Source organism: Phyllobacterium sp. A18/5-2, assembly GCF_025452215.1.
Classification (GTDB): domain Bacteria; phylum Pseudomonadota; class Alphaproteobacteria; order Rhizobiales; family Rhizobiaceae; genus Phyllobacterium; species Phyllobacterium sophorae.
Genome location: NZ_CP104966.1, coordinates 1965377 through 1982795, shown reverse-complemented (window position 1 = coordinate 1982795; position 17419 = coordinate 1965377). Strand labels below are relative to the sequence as shown.

Annotated in this window: 20 protein-coding genes and 2 pseudogenes; 16 read left to right on the top strand and 6 right to left on the bottom strand. The window is 58.3% G+C overall.

All coding sequences use genetic code 11. The features are described from left to right. Nucleotides 1–75 precede the first annotated feature (75 nt). Nucleotides 76–370, top strand: a pseudogene (locus N8E89_RS09860) (GYD domain-containing protein). 183 nt (nucleotides 371–553) lie between these two features. Here the strand turns inward: N8E89_RS09860 and N8E89_RS09855 are convergent. Then, nucleotides 554–1246: a winged helix-turn-helix transcriptional regulator gene (locus tag N8E89_RS09855; RefSeq protein WP_106664585.1), complete on the bottom strand. Its 693-nt coding sequence runs from the start codon at nucleotides 1244–1246 to the stop codon at nucleotides 554–556. 162 nt (nucleotides 1247–1408) lie between these two features. On the opposite strand from N8E89_RS09855, the gene N8E89_RS09850 reads away from it, so the two are divergent. Then, a complete protein-coding gene (locus N8E89_RS09850) occupies nucleotides 1409–2572 on the top strand; it encodes an acyl-CoA dehydrogenase family protein (protein ID WP_106664586.1) in 1164 nt (387 codons plus the stop codon). 179 nt (nucleotides 2573–2751) lie between these two features. Then, entirely contained in the window at nucleotides 2752–3534 is a 783-nt protein-coding gene (locus N8E89_RS09845) for a DUF4087 domain-containing protein (RefSeq protein ID WP_262259799.1), read from the top strand. 15 nt (nucleotides 3535–3549) lie between these two features. On the opposite strand, the gene N8E89_RS09840 is transcribed toward N8E89_RS09845, so the two are convergent. Next, on the bottom strand, nucleotides 3550–4635 hold the full coding sequence (locus N8E89_RS09840; RefSeq protein ID WP_262259797.1) for a DUF2778 domain-containing protein: 1086 nt from the start codon (nucleotides 4633–4635) through the stop codon (nucleotides 3550–3552). On the opposite strand from N8E89_RS09840, the gene N8E89_RS09835 reads away from it, so the two are divergent. Further along, nucleotides 4634–4879: a hypothetical protein gene (locus N8E89_RS09835; RefSeq protein WP_262259796.1), complete on the top strand. Its 246-nt coding sequence runs from the start codon at nucleotides 4634–4636 to the stop codon at nucleotides 4877–4879. The two genes, N8E89_RS09840 and N8E89_RS09835, sit on opposite strands and share 2 nt — an antisense overlap. 1042 nt (nucleotides 4880–5921) lie before the next feature. On the opposite strand, the gene N8E89_RS09830 is transcribed toward N8E89_RS09835, so the two are convergent. Further along, nucleotides 5922–6134, bottom strand: coding sequence for a hypervirulence associated TUDOR domain-containing protein (locus N8E89_RS09830; protein ID WP_262259795.1), 213 nt, complete (start codon nucleotides 6132–6134; stop codon nucleotides 5922–5924). Nucleotides 6135–6497: 363 nt separating this feature from the next. After that, nucleotides 6498–7645, bottom strand: a protein-coding gene (locus tag N8E89_RS09825; RefSeq protein WP_106667833.1) for an IS3 family transposase whose coding sequence is annotated in 2 segments (ribosomal slippage) — nucleotides 6498–7396 and nucleotides 7396–7645 — 1149 coding nt in all. Because the reading frame shifts where the segments join, the coding sequence is not laid out codon by codon here. Nucleotides 7646–7711: 66 nt separating this feature from the next. Here N8E89_RS09825 and N8E89_RS29295 point away from each other — a divergent pair. The 8 genes and pseudogenes from N8E89_RS29295 to N8E89_RS09790 form a co-directional block, all read left to right on the top strand. Then, nucleotides 7712–7807, top strand: a pseudogene (locus tag N8E89_RS29295) (hypothetical protein); the annotation flags it as partial. Nucleotides 7808–7909: 102 nt separating this feature from the next. Further along, nucleotides 7910–8590, top strand: coding sequence for a hypothetical protein (locus N8E89_RS09820; protein ID WP_262259794.1), 681 nt, complete (start codon nucleotides 7910–7912; stop codon nucleotides 8588–8590). Then, nucleotides 8580–9413: a phosphoribosyltransferase-like protein gene (locus N8E89_RS09815; RefSeq protein ID WP_262259793.1), complete on the top strand. Its 834-nt coding sequence runs from the start codon at nucleotides 8580–8582 to the stop codon at nucleotides 9411–9413. The genes N8E89_RS09820 and N8E89_RS09815 overlap by 11 nt, the downstream gene beginning before the upstream one ends. Beyond that, nucleotides 9397–10596 carry a DNA adenine methylase gene (locus N8E89_RS09810; protein WP_315975644.1) on the top strand — a complete coding sequence of 400 codons (1200 nt, stop codon included), beginning with the start codon at nucleotides 9397–9399 and terminating at the stop codon, nucleotides 10594–10596. Before N8E89_RS09815 ends, N8E89_RS09810 begins: the two co-directional genes overlap by 17 nt. A 171-nt stretch (nucleotides 10597–10767) precedes the next feature. Further along, nucleotides 10768–11082: a quaternary ammonium compound efflux SMR transporter SugE gene (gene sugE / locus N8E89_RS09805; protein ID WP_106667515.1), complete on the top strand. Its 315-nt coding sequence runs from the start codon at nucleotides 10768–10770 to the stop codon at nucleotides 11080–11082. Nucleotides 11083–11175: 93 nt separating this feature from the next. After that, entirely contained in the window at nucleotides 11176–11961 is a 786-nt protein-coding gene (gene moeB, locus N8E89_RS09800; protein WP_262259792.1) for a molybdopterin-synthase adenylyltransferase MoeB, read from the top strand. Nucleotides 11962–11965: 4 nt separating this feature from the next. Beyond that, nucleotides 11966–13222 (top strand): aconitase X, encoded by a 1257-nt coding sequence (locus N8E89_RS09795; RefSeq protein WP_262259791.1) that lies wholly within the window; start codon nucleotides 11966–11968, stop codon nucleotides 13220–13222. Continuing rightward, complete coding sequence (locus N8E89_RS09790) at nucleotides 13219–13638, top strand: aconitase X swivel domain-containing protein (protein ID WP_262259790.1); 420 nt, start codon at nucleotides 13219–13221, stop codon at nucleotides 13636–13638. Before N8E89_RS09795 ends, N8E89_RS09790 begins: the two co-directional genes overlap by 4 nt. Nucleotides 13639–13658: 20 nt before the next feature. Here N8E89_RS09790 and N8E89_RS09785 read toward each other — a convergent pair whose 3' ends face one another. Further along, nucleotides 13659–14594 (bottom strand): 2-hydroxyacid dehydrogenase, encoded by a 936-nt coding sequence (locus N8E89_RS09785; protein WP_410010368.1) that lies wholly within the window; start codon nucleotides 14592–14594, stop codon nucleotides 13659–13661. A gap of 260 nt (nucleotides 14595–14854) precedes the next feature. On the opposite strand from N8E89_RS09785, the gene N8E89_RS09780 reads away from it, so the two are divergent. The 3 genes from N8E89_RS09780 to N8E89_RS09770 all read left to right on the top strand — a co-directional run bounded on the left by N8E89_RS09780 (nucleotide 14855) and on the right by N8E89_RS09770 (nucleotide 16115). Beyond that, entirely contained in the window at nucleotides 14855–15409 is a 555-nt protein-coding gene (locus N8E89_RS09780) for an SH3 domain-containing protein (RefSeq protein ID WP_410010367.1), read from the top strand. Nucleotides 15410–15489: 80 nt separating this feature from the next. Beyond that, nucleotides 15490–15732 (top strand): type II toxin-antitoxin system Phd/YefM family antitoxin, encoded by a 243-nt coding sequence (locus N8E89_RS09775; protein WP_106667494.1) that lies wholly within the window; start codon nucleotides 15490–15492, stop codon nucleotides 15730–15732. Next, the gene (locus tag N8E89_RS09770) at nucleotides 15729–16115 is read left to right on the top strand and encodes a type II toxin-antitoxin system VapC family toxin (protein WP_262259789.1); all 387 of its coding nucleotides are present in this window, start codon (nucleotides 15729–15731) and stop codon (nucleotides 16113–16115) included. The genes N8E89_RS09775 and N8E89_RS09770 overlap by 4 nt, the downstream gene beginning before the upstream one ends. An 8-nt stretch (nucleotides 16116–16123) precedes the next feature. Here N8E89_RS09770 and irrA read toward each other — a convergent pair whose 3' ends face one another. Beyond that, nucleotides 16124–16555 (bottom strand): iron response transcriptional regulator IrrA, encoded by a 432-nt coding sequence (irrA, locus tag N8E89_RS09765; RefSeq protein WP_106667492.1) that lies wholly within the window; start codon nucleotides 16553–16555, stop codon nucleotides 16124–16126. Nucleotides 16556–16879: 324 nt separating this feature from the next. Here irrA and fabA point away from each other — a divergent pair, with 324 nt between their 5' ends. Beyond that, nucleotides 16880–17395: a 3-hydroxyacyl-[acyl-carrier-protein] dehydratase FabA gene (fabA, locus tag N8E89_RS09760; protein WP_106667491.1), complete on the top strand. Its 516-nt coding sequence runs from the start codon at nucleotides 16880–16882 to the stop codon at nucleotides 17393–17395. The last annotated feature ends 24 nt before the right edge of the window (nucleotides 17396–17419 follow it).

Genomic DNA, 17419 nt, shown 5'->3' with positions numbered 1-17419 from the left:
ATAGTTTCCCCCAACGGGGAGCGAGGGGACATTTCGCGGCCACCGGCGCGGGCCGTGCCGCGCGGGAGGTGTGATATGACCACTTATGTGATGCTCATCAACTGGACCGACCAAGGCGTAAAGAGTGTTCGCGAGGTCACCGGCAAGGCTCGACGCGGCGAGAAAGCTTCTCGCCGAGATGGGTGGCTCCTTCAAGGAATTCTACCTGACCATGGGCGAGTACGACATGGTCGTGATCGGAGAAGCGTCCGACGACGCAGTCATGGCGCGGTTCGCGCTGTCCCTCGCCACGAAAGGCAATGTGCGCACCCGCACGTTGAAGGCCTTCCCGGAGGCCGCCTATCGCGAAATCATCAACTCGCTCGGCTAACCTGTCGCGCCAGACGAAGATAGCATCGTTCAGCCCTCGCGTGCTCGACCATGGCCAGGCGCGAAATCGACGCCTATGGCGATCGCGCCGCGCGCCATTGCCCGGGCAGCGCTATATCCGGGGCCGCAGGCGACATCATCCTTGAATGACGCGTCTTTCTCGGGATCTGTCAGGCCGCCGCTCCTACGACACCTTGCGCTGTTCGGCGGCAAATGTGCTCAAGCCCAGCCATTGCTGCATGGCGCTGGCGATCTTCGGGTCGCCGTCGAATTCGAGATTGCCGGCCTCGACCTCGCGGCGCACGGCAGTCAGTCCCATCCAGATGGCGGTCATGCTCTTCAGCGAGCTCGTCACCAGAAGATCGACATCGAAACCAGGATCGAAACCGCAAAGGTCCACCGAGGTTCCGTCAACGACCAGCCAGTAGTTCTGCTTCGCTTCCGGCAGTTCCGGATACAGAAACTGTATCGTGCAGCGGCGTTGCGGCAGCGGCTTCGGGTTGAGGTTGCGGCGCATGTCCCACATCAGCAGGGCAGGGTCGAGATTTCGGAGCGTCAGCTGAGATTCCACCCAGCGCTGCCCCCACGATCCAATCCCGAGGACGATCGGGCGCAAATCCTCACCCGCCGGCGAAAGATGATACTCGGTGACGCCGTTGGCATTGGGCGCGGCAATGACAACACCCGCCCGCTCCAGTTCCTTCAGCCGTTTCGACAGGAGCGCAGGCGACATGCGCGGTACGCCGCGACGCAGATCGTTGAAGCGCGTCGTGCCAAGCAGGAGCTCGCGAACCACCAGCGTCGTCCACCGCGAGCACAATATCTCGGAAGCCATCGCAACCGGGCAGAATTGGCCGTATCCTCCACGCTGTTCCATAGGTCCCCGCCAACAGATGCAAACGGGAAGGATACCCCAAAAGCCGCGCCGTGAACATCACTGGGGCGGAGTCTCGTCCCTAGTACAGATCGTGTACTGGACAGGGAGCGCATACGGGAGGATTCTGTTCACCGGTCAGCAATGGCCCAATAGGAGGAGAACATGAACACTCTGGCTCATTCATCGCCAATCGAGACACCAGCGCCACCCGGCAATGCGGTCGAGATTGTCCAGACTTTGACACCAACCCTCGCCGCGCGTGCGGCCGAGTTCGACGCCAGCGATACCTTCGTTGCGGAAAACTACGCGCTCTTGCGGGAGGCGGGTCTCGTCGAGATCGGGGTGCCGCGCGAACTTGGCGGCGGCGGCGCCGAAGTTGCCGAGCTTGCCGAAATGCTTCGCGTCATGGCGCATGCCTGCTCGTCGACGGCGCTTGCCTTTTCCATGCATACCCATCAGGTCGCGATCCCCGCATGGCGCTGGCGTCACCAGAAGGTGGCGGCGGTCGAGCCGCTGTTGAAGCGCATCGCCGGCGAGAAGCTGATCCTGCTTTCGAGCGGTGGTTCCGACTGGATCGGCGGCTCCGGCGTTGCCGAAAAGGTCGAAGGCGGCTACCGCGTTTCGGCGCGTAAAGTCTTCACCTCGGGTGCAAATGCCGGCGATATCCTGATGACCGGCGCGATCTGCCAGGCGGAAGACGGTTCGCAGAGCGTCATCCATTTCGGCGCGCCGATGAAAGCCGACGCCGTCAAGATCATCGATACCTGGAAGGCGCTCGGCATGCGCGGTACGGGTTCGAACGACGTCGTCCTGGAAGATCTGTTCGTCCCGGATGCGGGCGTCGCTTTCTCGCGCAAGGCCGGCGAATGGCATCCGGTGTTCCAGGTCATCGCCACCACAGCCTTTCCGCTGATTTATGCGGTCTATCTCGGCGTTGCCGAAAGCGCCCGCGACATCGCCATCCATCTTGCCAAGAAGAAGCAGCCGAACGAAAACGCGCTCAACCTCGCCGGCCGCATGGACACATCCTTGCGCGCGGCAAGGCTGGCGCATGAATGGATGGTGAAGGTCACCGAGCGCAATGCACCCTCCGCGGAGAGCGTCAACGATATCATGATCGGCCGCTCGCTCGTCGCCGAACATGCGATCAAGACCGTCGAACTCGCGCTGGAACTGGCCGGCGGCGCCGGCTTCTACCGCAGCAACGGCCTTGAACAGCGCTTCCGGGACATACAGGGCGCACGCTTTCATCCGCTGCAGCAGGGCCCGCAGGCCCGTTATGCCGGGGCGATGGCGCTGGGCCAGCCCGTGAACTGCATCTTCTGAACCGCGGGCGGAGGCGGGGTACCTGCCCGCCTCCGCGTTTTCATAACCGGCACAAGGTTGCAGTCTTCTTGCCTCTCGCAATTCAGGGTTGAGGGCTTGACGAGCCTCGCCTGATGTGGCCAAAACGTGGTCGTTCCATGTCAGGAAATTGACCGCCCCACAGCCGGAGAGGAAGCCCCATGTTCACCAGAACAGTCCCCCTTCTTGCCGCCGCCATGCTGATCGTCCTTTCTGCCGGATCGTTATTTGCCCAGGGCCAGTCCTTGAACGATGCGCTCGACGGTGCATTCGGCAGCCACGACAACTATCGGGCCGTCATCACCCGTTTTCAGGCTGCGGTGAAGGCGCATGACACGGCCGCCGTCGCCGCCGCAGTGCGCTATCCGATCGGCGTCGAGATCAAGGGCAAGGCGTCGACGATCAAATCGGCCAGCCAGTTCGTTCAGAACTACGATGCAATCATGACCAAAGAGATTACAGACGCCGTGGTCAACCAGAAGCTGGATGACCTTTTCGTCAACTGGAAAGGCATCATGTTCGGCAATGGCCAGATCTGGATCAACGGCGTCTGCAACGACAGCACTTGCAAGAATGTCGATATAAAGGTTGCAACCATCCAGTCTACCGCCAGCATAGCCTCGCCCGCGCCATCCGGCGAAATGCGCTGCGGCTGGATCGAGAACCCGACCCCCGGAGATCTTTTTCTCATCGACAAGGACGCAACCTGGACGATCACCTCGCAGGGCCAGGCGGAGGGCCCCGATGCGGCCGGGGTCGACAACATCCCTGATGGCGATCCGAAGCAGTTCGTCGACACCAGCCGCGGCGCCGGCCATGGCTACAGCTGCGGTTGTCTTTCGGTCGAGACAAGCGCCAAAGACAAGCGCATCACCAAGGTGATTTCCGGCAAGGCGCTGCCGCTGGCGAAGTGCAAGGCCGACAAGGCCCTGCCCAAGCCCTGAGGTTTTGCAGCCCGCTTACCTGGAGGCGAAAAGCGACGATGACGGCATGCGCGCGACGACGACGAGCTGCGTGATCTCGCCCCGCTTGAAGGCGGCGAGGAAGCGGCGGTAATCCTTGATCGACACGCAGCCGTTGGAATCGCCGCGCGGCCCGAGCATATAGGTATGCGCCAGAAGCCCGTCGCGGCCGAAGATCTTGCCGGGTTCGACCGGGTTGAGCCTGATCGCCTCGACACCGTGGAACAGCTTCTCGCGCATGGTCAGCCGGTAGGTATGCGGCGGCGTCGCGCCGCGCATCTTCTTGTGCACGAAGCGCGGATTGTCGAGCATGGGGCCGAGGCCCGAATGCGCTTCCAGTTTCTCGCCATTGGGCAGGTAGACGGTTTTCGCCTCGATACTGTAGATTGCCGTGCGATTGCGGGCGCTGAGCCGGGGCGCCGGCGGTTCGTAGGTGGGCGCGATATCGCGAATATCATTGTCCGGCGGCGCATAGGCGAGCACCTGCGGTGCGCGCTTCAGGGAGGGACGGCTTGGCCGCATTCCCGGCAGCGGGATTTCGGTCGAAGCCTCATCGTCCAATGACGGATCGGCCTCGGCCAGAACGAGGCTGAACGGCCCCTGCGGCAGCGTGCCCACCGGAGGCGGTGCATCTTCCAGCGCGGCGACGGCGGCCGCGACGGACGGTACTGCCACGACGGATTCCGCGTCGAATGTGCTGTAGGTCTGGACCGACGCGACCTGCATCGTGTCGAGCCCGGCCATGCGTTCGCTGAAATCCTCTTGCGCCAATAGTTCAATACCCGACGCACGCGCGCCAAACGCTTCGACAGCCAGAGGTGCCTGCGCCACGGGCCGGGACTTGGGCGAAGAGAGGAAGCTGACATCACCCGAAGGCCCGATCGCCGCGCTTTCTTCCATGCCGGCGGCCTGCCAGGGTGTCGGCGTCAGTTGCGGCACCCGCGGATATTTCGGCTTTTCCGGCACGAACGCACGCGCCGGTGCGAGTGCGATCAAGCTCCCCGAAGAAGCTGTTGGCATCGGGCCATGGGAAACGGCAATGCTGTCGGCGGTACGGGAAAGCAGCGCGCCGTGCAGGGTCATGACCGTAGCGAAAACGCCAAAAAGCCGCCGCGGCGCCAAGACCGGCAAGGAGCGTGGCAGGCACGGCCCTGCGGCCCGGACGGCGGCCAAACTTATCCGATGGCTCGACGCCCGTCTTGACTGCAAACGCCATGAAACCCGTACCCACCTGCACAACCCACACGCCAGCCAGCGCAAAGCCACTACCGCCGTGGCAAAACTGAGGCCACGCCGAACCAAACATCGCCGGATCGTCACTTGCTGACTGAATCGAGAATGAAGAATGATAGTTACCAACCGGTTTATGCAGCGGCGAATGTTTGAATCAAACCTGCCTCAGCCATTCGGCTTGCAATACAGTGGTGCGTGGTTCGACAGGCTCACCATGAGGGAAAGGGTATCTCCCCGAAGCCACCATCTCTCCGTCATCCGTGGTCCTCGGTTCCAACGGCGTCCCGAGGAACCTGCCTTGCTGATCACCACAAAGGGTGTGCTCCCTGATGGCCACTACCTCTCCGTCATCCTCGGGATGGGTCAAACCCGCAGGTAACCAAACGACTCTTGCTCATCACCACGAAAGGATAGCTCCTGATCGCCACTACCTCTCCGTCATCCGTGGTCCCTGGTTCCAACGGCGTCCCGAGGAACCTGCCTTGCTGATCACCACAAAGGGTGTGCTCCCTGATGGCTACTACCTCTCCGTCATCCTCGGGTGGGTCAAACCCGACGGTAGCCAAAGACTCTTGCTCATCACCACGAAAGGATAGCTCCCTGATCGCCACTACCTCTCCGTCATCCTCGGTATGGGTCAAACCCTAAGGTAACCAAACGACTCTTGCTCATCACCACGAAAGGATAGCTCCCTGATCGCCACTACCTCTCCGTCATCCTCGGGATGGGTCAAACCCTAAGGTAACCAAACGACTCTTGCTCATCACCACGAAAGGATAGCTCCCTGATCGCCACTACCTCTCCGTCATCCTCGGGCTTGACCCGAGGACCCACGGCTAAGCAGCGCAGCCATCTCACCGTACCCCGACCTGATCCAGCTGGATCGCGATGGATGTTCATCATTGAACGAGAATCTCGCTAGAATGCCTCGGCTGCACCGGAACAACTGCGCTTCCTTGCCGTGGGTCCTCGGGTCATCCTCGGGTTTAACCCGAGGACCACGGATGACGGATAGGTGGGCGGGCTTCAGGGAGCGCACTCCCCTCCCATGGTGGGTGCGGAAGCTCCAGCACTCCCCTCCCTCATGCTAAAATCAACCCAACTCCCGCATGGTGAGCCTGTCGAACCACGCGCGGCTATTTCGCCGCCTTTAGCTCCGAAGCGCTTTTCAGGACCCTGCCGCCATCGTCCTGCTCGATCATATAGGCGTGCTCCTCTTTGGAAGCCTTGCGCGTTACCTCGACACCCTTGATGGTCCTCGTCACCGACTTCGTGAACGCCTCGACGATCTTGCCGGAGCCAGCGCCCTTCGCCCATTCAACTCTCGCGCCTTTGTGGAAGTGTGTCATGGGGTGTCCGGTTTTGGTGGGGATTATGGAAGCCTACTGGCTTTCCGTCAGGGCTTGATCCGAAGGTGACAGAGCGAGGGCCTCTTTGTTAGAAGCATATACGATCGCTGTCGGTAGATATGATACTCTCTAGCGATATTCCAAACGAGTGTTGAGTGCAGCCGAGCCGTGTGGCATATGCTAGTACTCAACATACAGAATGGGGGCACCGTGGCAGAAGAACATAATAACGAGCTGCGCTCAGGTATTGCGGTTCCGCTGTCAAGTCCGCGCACAGTGCCAACAAATTCGCTAATTCCGAACCCTCACAATCCGCGCATGCTTTTCGACGAATGGCCTGCTGCCGGTTTTTCGGACACGAGGTTAAGCTAATCCCACCTTGGTTTCAAAATCGTTCGGGCTGAGATAGCCCAGTGTTGAGTGGCGACGCCTTGGGTTGTAGAAGCGCTCGATGTAATCGAATACGTCCGCCCTTGCATCATTTCTTGTCCGATAAACCTTTCGTGCCGTTCTCTCCGTTTTCAGTGATGAGAAGAAGCTTTCCATCGCTGCGTTATCCCAGACGTTCCCCGATCTGCTCATGGAGCAGGTGATGCCGTGATCGCCCATCAGGCGCTGGAACTGTTCGCTGGTGTATTGGCTGCCCTGATCGGAATGATGCAACAGCGCATCCGGCTTTCCTCTGCGCCATATCGCCATGATGAGGGCGTCGGTGACGAGCTGCGCCGTCATATTCGCATTCATCGACCAGCCGACGACACGGCGTGAGAACAGGTCGATGACGGCGGCAACATAAAGCCAGCCTTCGGCCGTCCAGATATAGGTGAAGTCGGCCACCCATTTCTGGTTCGGTCGGTCGGCTGCGAACTGGCGATCCAGGACGTTGGGCATGATGACAGATCGGTCGCCGGCATCTTTCGGCAGACCGCGCCGCCGTGGTCTCGCTCGGAGCGCGTTCTGACGCATCAGCCGCTCAATGCGATGAAGACCGCACGACAAGCCTTCAGCCAGCACATCATGCCAGACACGCCGGGCACCATAGGTTCTGTCGCTGTACTTGAAACTCTGCCCAATCTTGTCCAGCAGAACCTCATCGTAGCGGGCATGGTCGCTCGGCGAGCGATTGAGCCAGGCATGGAAGCCGGAACGAGAAACCCCCAGCGCTTCGCAGAGCCATGCCACCGGCCAGATCGAACGGTGCTTTGCAATAAACGCAAACTTCATATCGCGTCCCTTGCAAAGTAGGCTGCGGCCTTTTTTAGAATATCGCGCTCCGCCTTCAGCTTCGCGACCTCGCGCCGCAGCCGTTCGATCTCAAGCTGTTCCGGCTTCATCTGTCCATGCCCTGGAAAGGACTGGACCGGATCGGAGCCATGCTCCCTGATCCATTTGCGCAGTACATTCTCGTGGACATCGAGGTCGCGGGCAGCCTGTGCAACAGCGACACCCCGCTCCTTCACCAGCTTCACCGCTTCAAGCTTGTATTCGCGGCTGAACTTTCGTCTTTGCATTCATACTCTCCGGTTTCACGCAGAACACCTTAACTCAGTGTCTATGAAACCGGCAGCAGGCCAGAATTGCCTTTGAGGACACTCGAGGACTCGATTCGCAAGGTTGGGGTTTTGGTACCCTTAACTGTATTTCAAGCATCGGGTTCGACCAAGTATACTATCTTGGACGGCCAACGCCGATGGATATGCGCACAGAGGATCGGTCTTTCTGAAGTCCCCATTAACGCTGTAGCCGAACCTACCACGGCACAGAATATTGTCACAATGTTCCAAATTCATAAGCTTCGAAAAGATTGGGAGCTTATGCCGACTGCCCTTAAGCTCGGTGTATTGATGGAAGAACTAGACGAGACAAGAGACGCTCATCTTGCAGATCTAACTGGCCTTGATACTGCTGTCGTGACAAGGTGCAAGAAACTACTTTGGTATCCTGAGGAATACCAAGAAATGATGCTGTATGCCGAGCCAGACGACCGTGTAAAAGCTGATTTTTTTATTGAACTTTACTCTATTTTAACTGACAGAGTTGTTGCACGGGCTGAGTGGTATAGCAGATCTAAGCTTATCGAAGTATTTTTGAAAAAATATAAAAACCGACTCTCTGGTTTCAAAGCCATTACGGATTTCCGAAAGATAAAACAGTATATTTCGATCGCACGTGCTGCCGGACATGAAGATGAGATCCTACGTCGGCTGAAAGAATTCATAGCAAATGACAATATGACGATCTCCGATTTGGAAATTGACACAGCCCGAGTTCACCGCCACGCCTCTAACCTAGCAAGAACAGTGTTCAAATTAGGCAAGGAATTAGATGCGTTGAATGCAGATGAGTTTGCGGGTGAAGAGGATCTTTGGGGTGAATTGGAAGCGCTGCTTAATTTACTCCGAATCAAACTGGCGCAGGCTGATCGCCGCGTTGCGGAAGTTTCAAGTGATCACTGATGATGGAGTTGAAGCAAAGTTTAAGGAATGGCTCGAAAAATTTAGATTCTACAGGGATCCTCCAACTGAAAAAAAACTTCGCGAGTGGTTCGCATACTTCAATACCATCGACACTCCGGTTGCGGCCAAAGTTCTTGACCACGTAATGGTGGTTAGCGAAAGGGACATTCAGTCGGGCTACAAGGCTTGCCTCGAAGGATTGGAGGGCTGGAGTTCCGACCCAAGTAAGAGGCAAGGAGACTGGTATTTCGTGGGTTTTGGCAAACCGGGAGAAAGCGGTCCGGCTATGCTGCGACCATTTCGACACGCCAACAACCTTGCCTATGACCGTTTTGATCCCCTCTTTCACAATCTGCGCGATTTGCCGGGCCTTAAACTCACCGCACGTGATCACGTAGTTTTTGTAGACGACTTTTCTGGTTCAGGCAGACAAGTCACTCGGATGTGGCCGCGCGTCACTGAACTCGTGGCATCTGAAGCAACCTGCCATTTGATTCTTACGGCGATCACCACCACCGCCCAATCAGCAATTGCTGAAAAAACAGAGCTTCGAGTTTCCGCTAGCATTCTGTTGGGGCCGGAGATAGCAGTCTTCCACGAAGACAATACAAGCTTTACTGCGGACGAAAAGGCTGTAATCGAGCGGTATTGTGAGAAAGCTGATCCGCAAAATCCGAGGGGATTTGGGAAATTGGGTGTTCTGTTTGTACTCAGCCACACTATTCCTAACAATTCGCTTCCAATTTTACACGTCGACAAGCAAGACTGGAGAGGACTTTTTCCTCGATACTTAAAACCCGGGGGCGATGGTGGCTCAGTTTAGTTATATGGGTACTAAACGGAGGCTCGCTGCGCAAATAGCTGATATTGCAAAGCCGCTTCCCACCGGTCCATTTCTTGATCTTTTCTCTGGTGTGTCCGCCGTGGGAATGGCTGTCAGTCCCGATCGACACGTCTGGTGCAACGACGTGCAACATTTTTCTAATCTTTTGACAAGAGCCCTATACACGTCTTCTAGCGGATACAACGTGCCAGAATTTGCATGGACTCAATTTACGAGCCTGTTTATTGACCATCGAAATTCCCTAATCACTGAGTTCAATGACCTAAGTGCAGCAGAAGATAACGCTCTTCGCGGCACTAGCGCCGCGCAAATTGACATCAATGCTATTATCGTTCAACAAACTAGGGGCCGTTTGAAATCTCTTCGGGACTTGAGCTTGCACTGCCTTTTTACAACCACACATGCTGGCACATATTTTGGGTTCAACCAGAGTTTAGAAATCGATTCCATTAGATTTGCAGCCGATCAAACGCTCAAAATGGGCCTTATTGACGATGAGACCCATCGATGGATGCTGGTTGCACTCTGTCGAGCGGTTTCTGCTGCGTCGAATTCCACAGGGCACTTCGCACAGTATCTGACGCCAAAGCAAAACAATATCAATCGGGTGGTGGCGAAGAGGCGGCGCTCGGTATGGTCTGACTGGTTACAGTATATCTCCGCGACTGAACCGATTGGAACCGTCGAATGGCGCTCACACAATCAGGTATTTCGTGGAGACGCTAACGAAATACTTCAACAATTACTGAATGCGCCCCGACAACCCGCAATTATATACGCCGACCCGCCCTATACCAACGATCAGTACTCTAGGTACTATCATGTACTTGAAAACGTTGTTTGTTATGATTATCCGAATGTAAGTGGAAAAGGCGAATATCGATCTGATCGTTTCGTTAGTGATTTTTCATTGTCGAAAGCGGTTAGTGGCGCGTTTGAACGGTTGATCGCTGGTGCGGCGCGATTAAATGCTGCACTGATGATAAGCTATCCGAGCAATGGTTTGATGCCAAATTCCACTGAACGAATATTGAATTCGCTTAAAATGCATTTCACGATGGTTGGTGATCCAATAGTCATCCCTCATGAACATTCAACGATGGGAGCGTCAAAGGGTCTGCAAAAACATCAAGTTAGCGAGTTGATTTTTACCGCTTACTGAATGCCCCCCCCTTCACTCCCCTTGAACCTAAACACCAAAATTACTCATCCCTTCGTTGTCTTGCCAATTCGCCCGCTCGACCCTAAATAAATCAACGGAGGACGGCCTCCGCGCTTAACGCGTTTCCAGACAATCCGGGACGGCCCGATCAAATCATGAAGGATGGTCGTCATGGCCTGGATTATACTTGTCGTTGCGGGTCTCTTTGAAATCGGCTGGGCCATCGGGCTCAAATATACCGAGGGCTTTACCCGCCTCACCCCCACTGTTCTCACTGTCGCCAGCATGATCATCAGCATCGTGCTGCTCGGCCTTGCCGTGCGCGACCTGCCGGTCGGCAGCGCCTATGCGGTGTGGACAGGCATCGGCACGGTGGGCACGGCGCTGCTCGGCATGTATCTCTTCGCCGAGCCCGCGACGGTGATCCGCCTCGTCTGCATCGCGCTCATCGTTTCGGGCATTGGCGGGCTGAAGTTTCTGGCCTGAGGACGCAGGGTGCGGATTATCTCTCCCCTTGCGGGAAAGATAAAGCAGAGCGGCGTTGTTCCCTATCGGCCCATCATATCCTAGTGTGTCGTCATGACCGAACAGCAAAGCACCGCCCTCTCCCCGTCCGAAATCGAGCGCTATGCCCGCCATATCATCCTTGGCGAGATCGGCGGGCCCGGTCAGCAGAAGCTGAAGCGTGCCCGCGTGCTGGTCGTCGGTGCCGGCGGGCTCGGCGCGCCGGTGCTGCAATATCTGGCGGCGTCGGGCGTCGGCACGCTCGGCATCGCCGATGACGACCGGGTGTCGCTGTCGAATTTGCAGCGGCAGATCATCCATTCGAGCGAGCTCGTCGGCTCGGCCAAGGTGGAAAGCGCGGCGCGCGCCATTGCCGCGATCAATCCGCATGTGACCGTCGAGACGCATGAAACCCGTATCGCGCCGGACAATGCCGCCGGTCTGGTGCGCCGCTACGACATCATCGTCGATGGCTCCGACAATTTCGAGACGCGCTATCTGCTGGCGGATACTTGCCTCGAACAGAAGCGGCCGCTGGTCTCGGCGGCGCTCGGGCGGTTCGACGGCTCGGTGACGACGCTGATGCCTTACGCGGAAAATGCGGCGGGCGAGGCGAACCCGTCCTACCGCGACCTGTTCCCCAATCCGCCGCCACCGGGTCTCCTGCCCGCCTGTGCCGAGGCCGGGGTGCTCGGCGTGCTGCCTGGCGTCATCGGCACGCTGCAGGCGACGGAGGTGATCAAGCTCATCACCGGCATTGGCGAGCCGCTGATCGGCCGGCTGCTGCTTTACGATGCGCTGACCTCGCGCTTCGAGATCATCCGGTACAAGGCCGGCAAGTACAAAGCCCGCAGGGCCTGACGCCATGGCGCTCGAGCTTTCCGCAGAGCAGCAGGCGATCGCGGGCGGCGCGCTGGGGACAAGCGCCGCGATGGCAATGCGCATCGTCGCCGCCACGGCGCGGCTGATGGGTGCGCCGTCGCTGATCCCCATCGCCTCGGCGCATATCGACGGCGCGCTCTATCATGGCGATTCCGGCACGCTGTTTGCCGAAAAGCTGGTTGAGGGCGGCGGCAAGGTCGCGGTGCGCGCGGCGCTCAATGTCGGCTCGCTCGATCTGACCGGCTGTTCGAAGAACCGGCTGCCGGCGCATGAGCGCGCCATGGCGCGGCGGATGATGGACGCCTACCGCAAGCTTGGCTGCGAGCCGAGCTGGACCTGCGCGCCCTATCAGGCCGGTCACCGCCCGGCGCTGGGCAGCGATGTCGCCTGGGGCGAGAGCAACGCCGTGGTGTTCTGCAATTCGGTGCTCGGCGCACGCACCAACCGCTACGGCGATTTCCTCGACATTGCCTGCGCCATTTCCGGCTTCGCCCCCTTTTACGGTTTTCACCTTCCGCAAAACCGCCGCGCCACGGTGATCTTCGACGTGACCGGCCTCGAGCCAGCGTTCCTTCAGTCCGAAGCCGCCTGGCCGATCCTTGGCAGCCTTTACGGCCGCGAGATCGGCGACGCGGTCGGCGTGGTTGCGGGCATTGCAGCGCATCCCGGCGAAGACGCGCTCAAAGCGTTCGGCGCCGCGTCCGCCTCGGCGGGCGCCGTCGGCCTGTTCCATGTGGCGGGCGTCACGCCGGAAGCGCCGGACCTGGCCGCCGCGCTGCATCATCAGCCGCCGCAAGCGGTGATCCGGGTAACGGCGGCGATGATTGCCGATTCGCACCGCCGCCTCTCCACCGCGATGGATACCGGCCGCATCGATGCCGTCGCCATCGGCAGTCCCCACCTCTCGACGGAGGAATTCGCGCGGCTGGAAGCGCTGATCGCCGGGCGCGGGCTCAAGGTGCCGCTCTATGCCTGCACCGGCCGCCATGCGCTCGCCGCGCTGGAGCAGGACGGCCGGCGCCAGACACTCGAAGCCAGCGGCGTCATCATCGTCGCCGATACCTGCGTCGTCGTCACGCCGATCCTGCCGGATATTGCCGGCGCGGTACTGATGACCAATTCCGGCAAGTTCGCCCACTACGCGCCCGGCAACACCGGCTATGGCGTCATTTACGGCTCCATGGCCGAATGTGTGGAAAGCGCCGTCCTTGGCCGCCCCGTGTTCGGGGTTGCGGCATGAGGGGGGAAATCCTTGTCGAAGGTCAGGGCGCCAAGGGCGAGGCGCTGGTCCTCACTGCTCCGATCAGCTTCTGGGGCGGGGTCAATCCGAAGACCGGGCTGATTGCCGATGTGCGCCATCCGCAACATGGCGTGTCGATCAGCGGCAAGGTGCTATGCCTGCCCGGCACGATTGGTTCGTCATCCGCCGCCGCCGTGCTGCTGGAGCTGGTCAGCGCGGGCCTCGCACCCGCCGCCATCATCCTGCACGAGCCGGACGCGATCCTGTTGCTCGGGCTTGTCGTCGCGCAGGAAATGGGCCACCCAACGCCGATTGCGCTCAGATTGGATCGGGGGGAGTTCAAAAAGCTTGCCGGTAATTCGCTTCGGGTGAGCCAGGATGGATCACTTCTTATCTCCCCCGCAGGGGAGAGATAATCGGCCGTCAGAGTGGATCCTCACTGGTCCCGGGGCAGTACCCGGTCCGGCGGGCGATGCCCGTCGATGAAGGTGCGGATGTTGATGATCACCTTCTCGCCCATGTCGATGCGCCCTTCGAGCGTCGCCGAGCCCATATGCGGCAGGATCACGACCTTGCCGTGCTTGGCGAGCTTGCGCAGCTTGGAATTTACCGCAGGCTCGTGCTCAAACACGTCGAGCGCAGCGCCGGCCAATTTGCCGCGTTCGAGCTGCTCGATCAGCGCGTGCTCATCGATGATCTGGCCACGCGCCGTATTGACGATGAAGGCCGTCGGCTGCATCAACGCGAGCCGCCGTGCCGAGAGCAGGTGAAACGTCGCAGGTGTCGAAGGGCAATTGACCGAGATGATGTCCATGCGCGCCAGCATCTGGTCGAGGCTTTCCCAATAGGTTGCCTCCAGTTCCTCTTCGGTCTTCGGGTTCACCGGTTTGCGGTTGTGATAGTGAATCGACAGGCCGAAGGCCTTGGCGCGCCGTGCAACCGCCGTACCGATGCGGCCCATGCCGACTATGCCGAGCCGCTTGCCCCAGATGCGGCGCCCGAGCATCCAGGTCGGGCCCCAGCCTTCCCATTTTCCGTCATCGAGCAGGATGGCTGCGCCTTCAACGAGGCGGCGCGGGGCGGCCAGCATCAGCGCCATGGTCATGTCGGCGGTATCTTCTGTGAGCACGTTCGGGGTGTTGGTGACAGTAATGCCGCGTTTGGCTGCGGCGACCACATCGATATTGTCGGTACCGTTGCCGAAATTGGCGATGAGCTTGAGATTGGGCCCGGCCGCGTGGATGATCTCCTCGCCGATATGGTCGGTGATGGTGGGCACGAGCACAGTGGCGTGGCTCACGGCCTCGATCAGTTCGGCCTTGGACAACCGCCGGTCGTCGACATTCAGCCGCGCCTCAAAGAGCTCGCGCATCCGCGTCTCGATGGAATCCGGCAGTTTACGGGTGATGACGACCAGAGGCTTCTTGCTCACCAATATTCCCCTCCCTTTTAGAGACGCTATTGAGACCTCTTTAACCAAGTCATTGCAAACTGCAATTGCTCTTGTACGCTCCTCCACTTGTCTATCAAGGCGGCGCATCAAAGACAAAGAAAAATAGGGATCGTTCTCCATTCTGCCGCAAAATCGGCCGATTGCAGGTCCGGAACGATGAAGGACTGATTTTGTTGAACCTGAAAAATATCCACGCTTTTCTTAACGCAGGCAGTATTGCGGCCGCCCTGGCCCTGGCCGTGCCACTCAGTTTGCCCATATTGCCGAAAGCCGAAGCTGCAGCGCAGATAGGTCCAAGCGGCCTGCCCCTTCCACGCTTCGTCAGCCTGAAACCTGGCCGCGTCAATCTTCGGGTTGGCCCCGGGCGGGACTATGCTGTGACCTGGCTCTTCCTGAAATCCGGCCTGCCGGTCGAGATCGTCCAGGAATACGACAATTGGCGGCGTATCCGCGATTCAGAAGGCACAGAGGGCTGGGTCTATCAGTCGCTGCTGTCCGGCAAACGTACGGCTATGACGGCACCTTGGCAGCGCGACAAGGATGGGGCCATGCTCAACGTCTATCGAAATGCCGATGACAAATCGGGCGTAATCGCAAAGGTACAACCAGGTGTATTGGGGACTTTGAAGGCGTGTAATGGCGCTTTTTGCCGGGTGGTGTTCAGCGGCGCCAGTGGCTGGATGCGCCAGCCAGACATCTGGGGCGCCTATCCGGACGAGAAGTTCGACGATTAGATTCGGGATCCTGCTACAGGCTTGTATTTTCGTGCTCAATGGACTAAGTAAACTAAACTTAGTTCATTGGGTCTATTCGGATGCGAACGATCAACATTCATGAGGCAAAGACCCATCTGTCCCGCTTGGTCGAGCAGGCGGCCAACGGCGAGCCATTCGTGATCGCGAAGGCCGGAAAGCCGATTGCGAAAGTCGTACCGCTGGACGAACCCATGACGAACCCGCAGCGGTTTGGATTTATGGCAGGGCAGATTAGAGTTCCAGCTGATTTCGACAGTATGGGCCGCACAGAGATTGAGCAACTTTTTGATGGCGAAGAATGAAGCTGCTGCTCGACACACATCTGATTTTGTGGGCAGCGGGATCATTGGAAATTCTTCCTGAGAAAGCCCGCGGTCTAATGGCCGACCCATTCAACGAACTTATGTTCAGTCCGGCGAGCCTGTGGGAGGTCGCCGTCAAATCTGGGTTGGGCCGATCAGATTTCCAGGTTGATTCACGCCTGCTCCGTCGAGGGCTGCTGGACAACGGCTATCAGGAACTACCAATCACCAGTGAACACGCAGTCTTCGTCGCGTCCCTGCCACCCATTCATAAAGACCCATTTGACCGCATACTTGTGGCGCAAGCGACCGTTGAAGGCATTACCCTGCTGACAGCCGACACTATGGTCGCCCAATACCCTGGACCAATACAGATTGTTTAATTCGCTGATCAACCGCGCTTTTTGCGCAGACGGATAATAATATCAACGTTGACGATTTCCATGCCTTCCGGCACGGGCGGCAAATGGCCGACCATGGCCGAGCCATCGGGAATATCGATCACTTCGTTCGCGCCCTCAACGAAAAAGTGATGATGGTCGGAAACATTGGTGTCGAAATAGGTCTTCGCCCCCTCGACCGCGAGAATGCGCAGCATTCCGGCCTGGGTGAACTGGTGCAGGGTGTTGTAAACCGTTGCCAGCGAAACCGGCACATTGGCACCCTGCGCCTCTTCGTGCAGCTCCTCGGCGGATAGATGCCTGTCGCCCTTGGAAAAGATCAAGCTCGCAAGCGCGACACGTTGACGGGTCGGCCGCAATCCTGCAAAGCGCAAGCGCTCCTGCAAGGATACATCGGCATCTATCTCATAAGAAATATGCATGGCCCGTCTGCCACTCCGTTAACTGATATCAAAAGTCACACCATAAACGAGTTGTCTATGGTGTTACATGATTGATATATGCCGTCTTGCGGAATCGATCAATAGGCAGAGAATAAGCCGTTCGTCTAGAGGAAAGTGGAGGATTCCGGAATTGTAATGTCCCTGCCAAATTCGCTGGAGGCTTGATGAGGCCAAGGGTTCCATTTGATCGTGGTTTGCTCTAGACAGCGTTTTCAGGCGGAAACACTCTGTGATAGGTTCCGCAGAATGCCGGATCATCTCGCGTTCCAGGCGCAGTCTGTGAAATAGTTGATGGGAGAAAGAATGCCAGAACAGAAATCAAGCTACGGGTATGAAGAGCTCCTTGCCTGTGCCCGCGGAGAGATGTTCGGTCAGGGCAATGCCCAGTTGCCAGCACCACCCATGCTGATGTTTGACCGCATCACGGAGATTTCTGAAACTGGCGGCGAAAACGGCAAGGGTTACATTCGCGCTGAATTCGACATCAAATCTGACCTGTGGTTCTTCCCCTGCCATTTTATCGGCGACCCCGTCATGCCCGGCTGTCTCGGCCTCGATGCAATGTGGCAATTGACCGGCTTCTACCTCGGCTGGCTTGGCGAACCCGGCAAGGGCCGCGCCCTTTCGACCGGTGAAGTGAAGTTCACCGGCATGGTCACACCAAAAACCAAACTTGTTGAATATGGCATCGACTTCAAGCGCGTGATGCGCGGCAGGTTGGTCCTTGGCATTGCCGACGGCTGGCTAAAGGCCGATGGCGAGACTATCTATAAAGCAACTGACCTGCGGGTTGGCCTGTTCAAGGAAAGCGCTGCCTGACAAATTTGGCGACGTAGTGCCTTC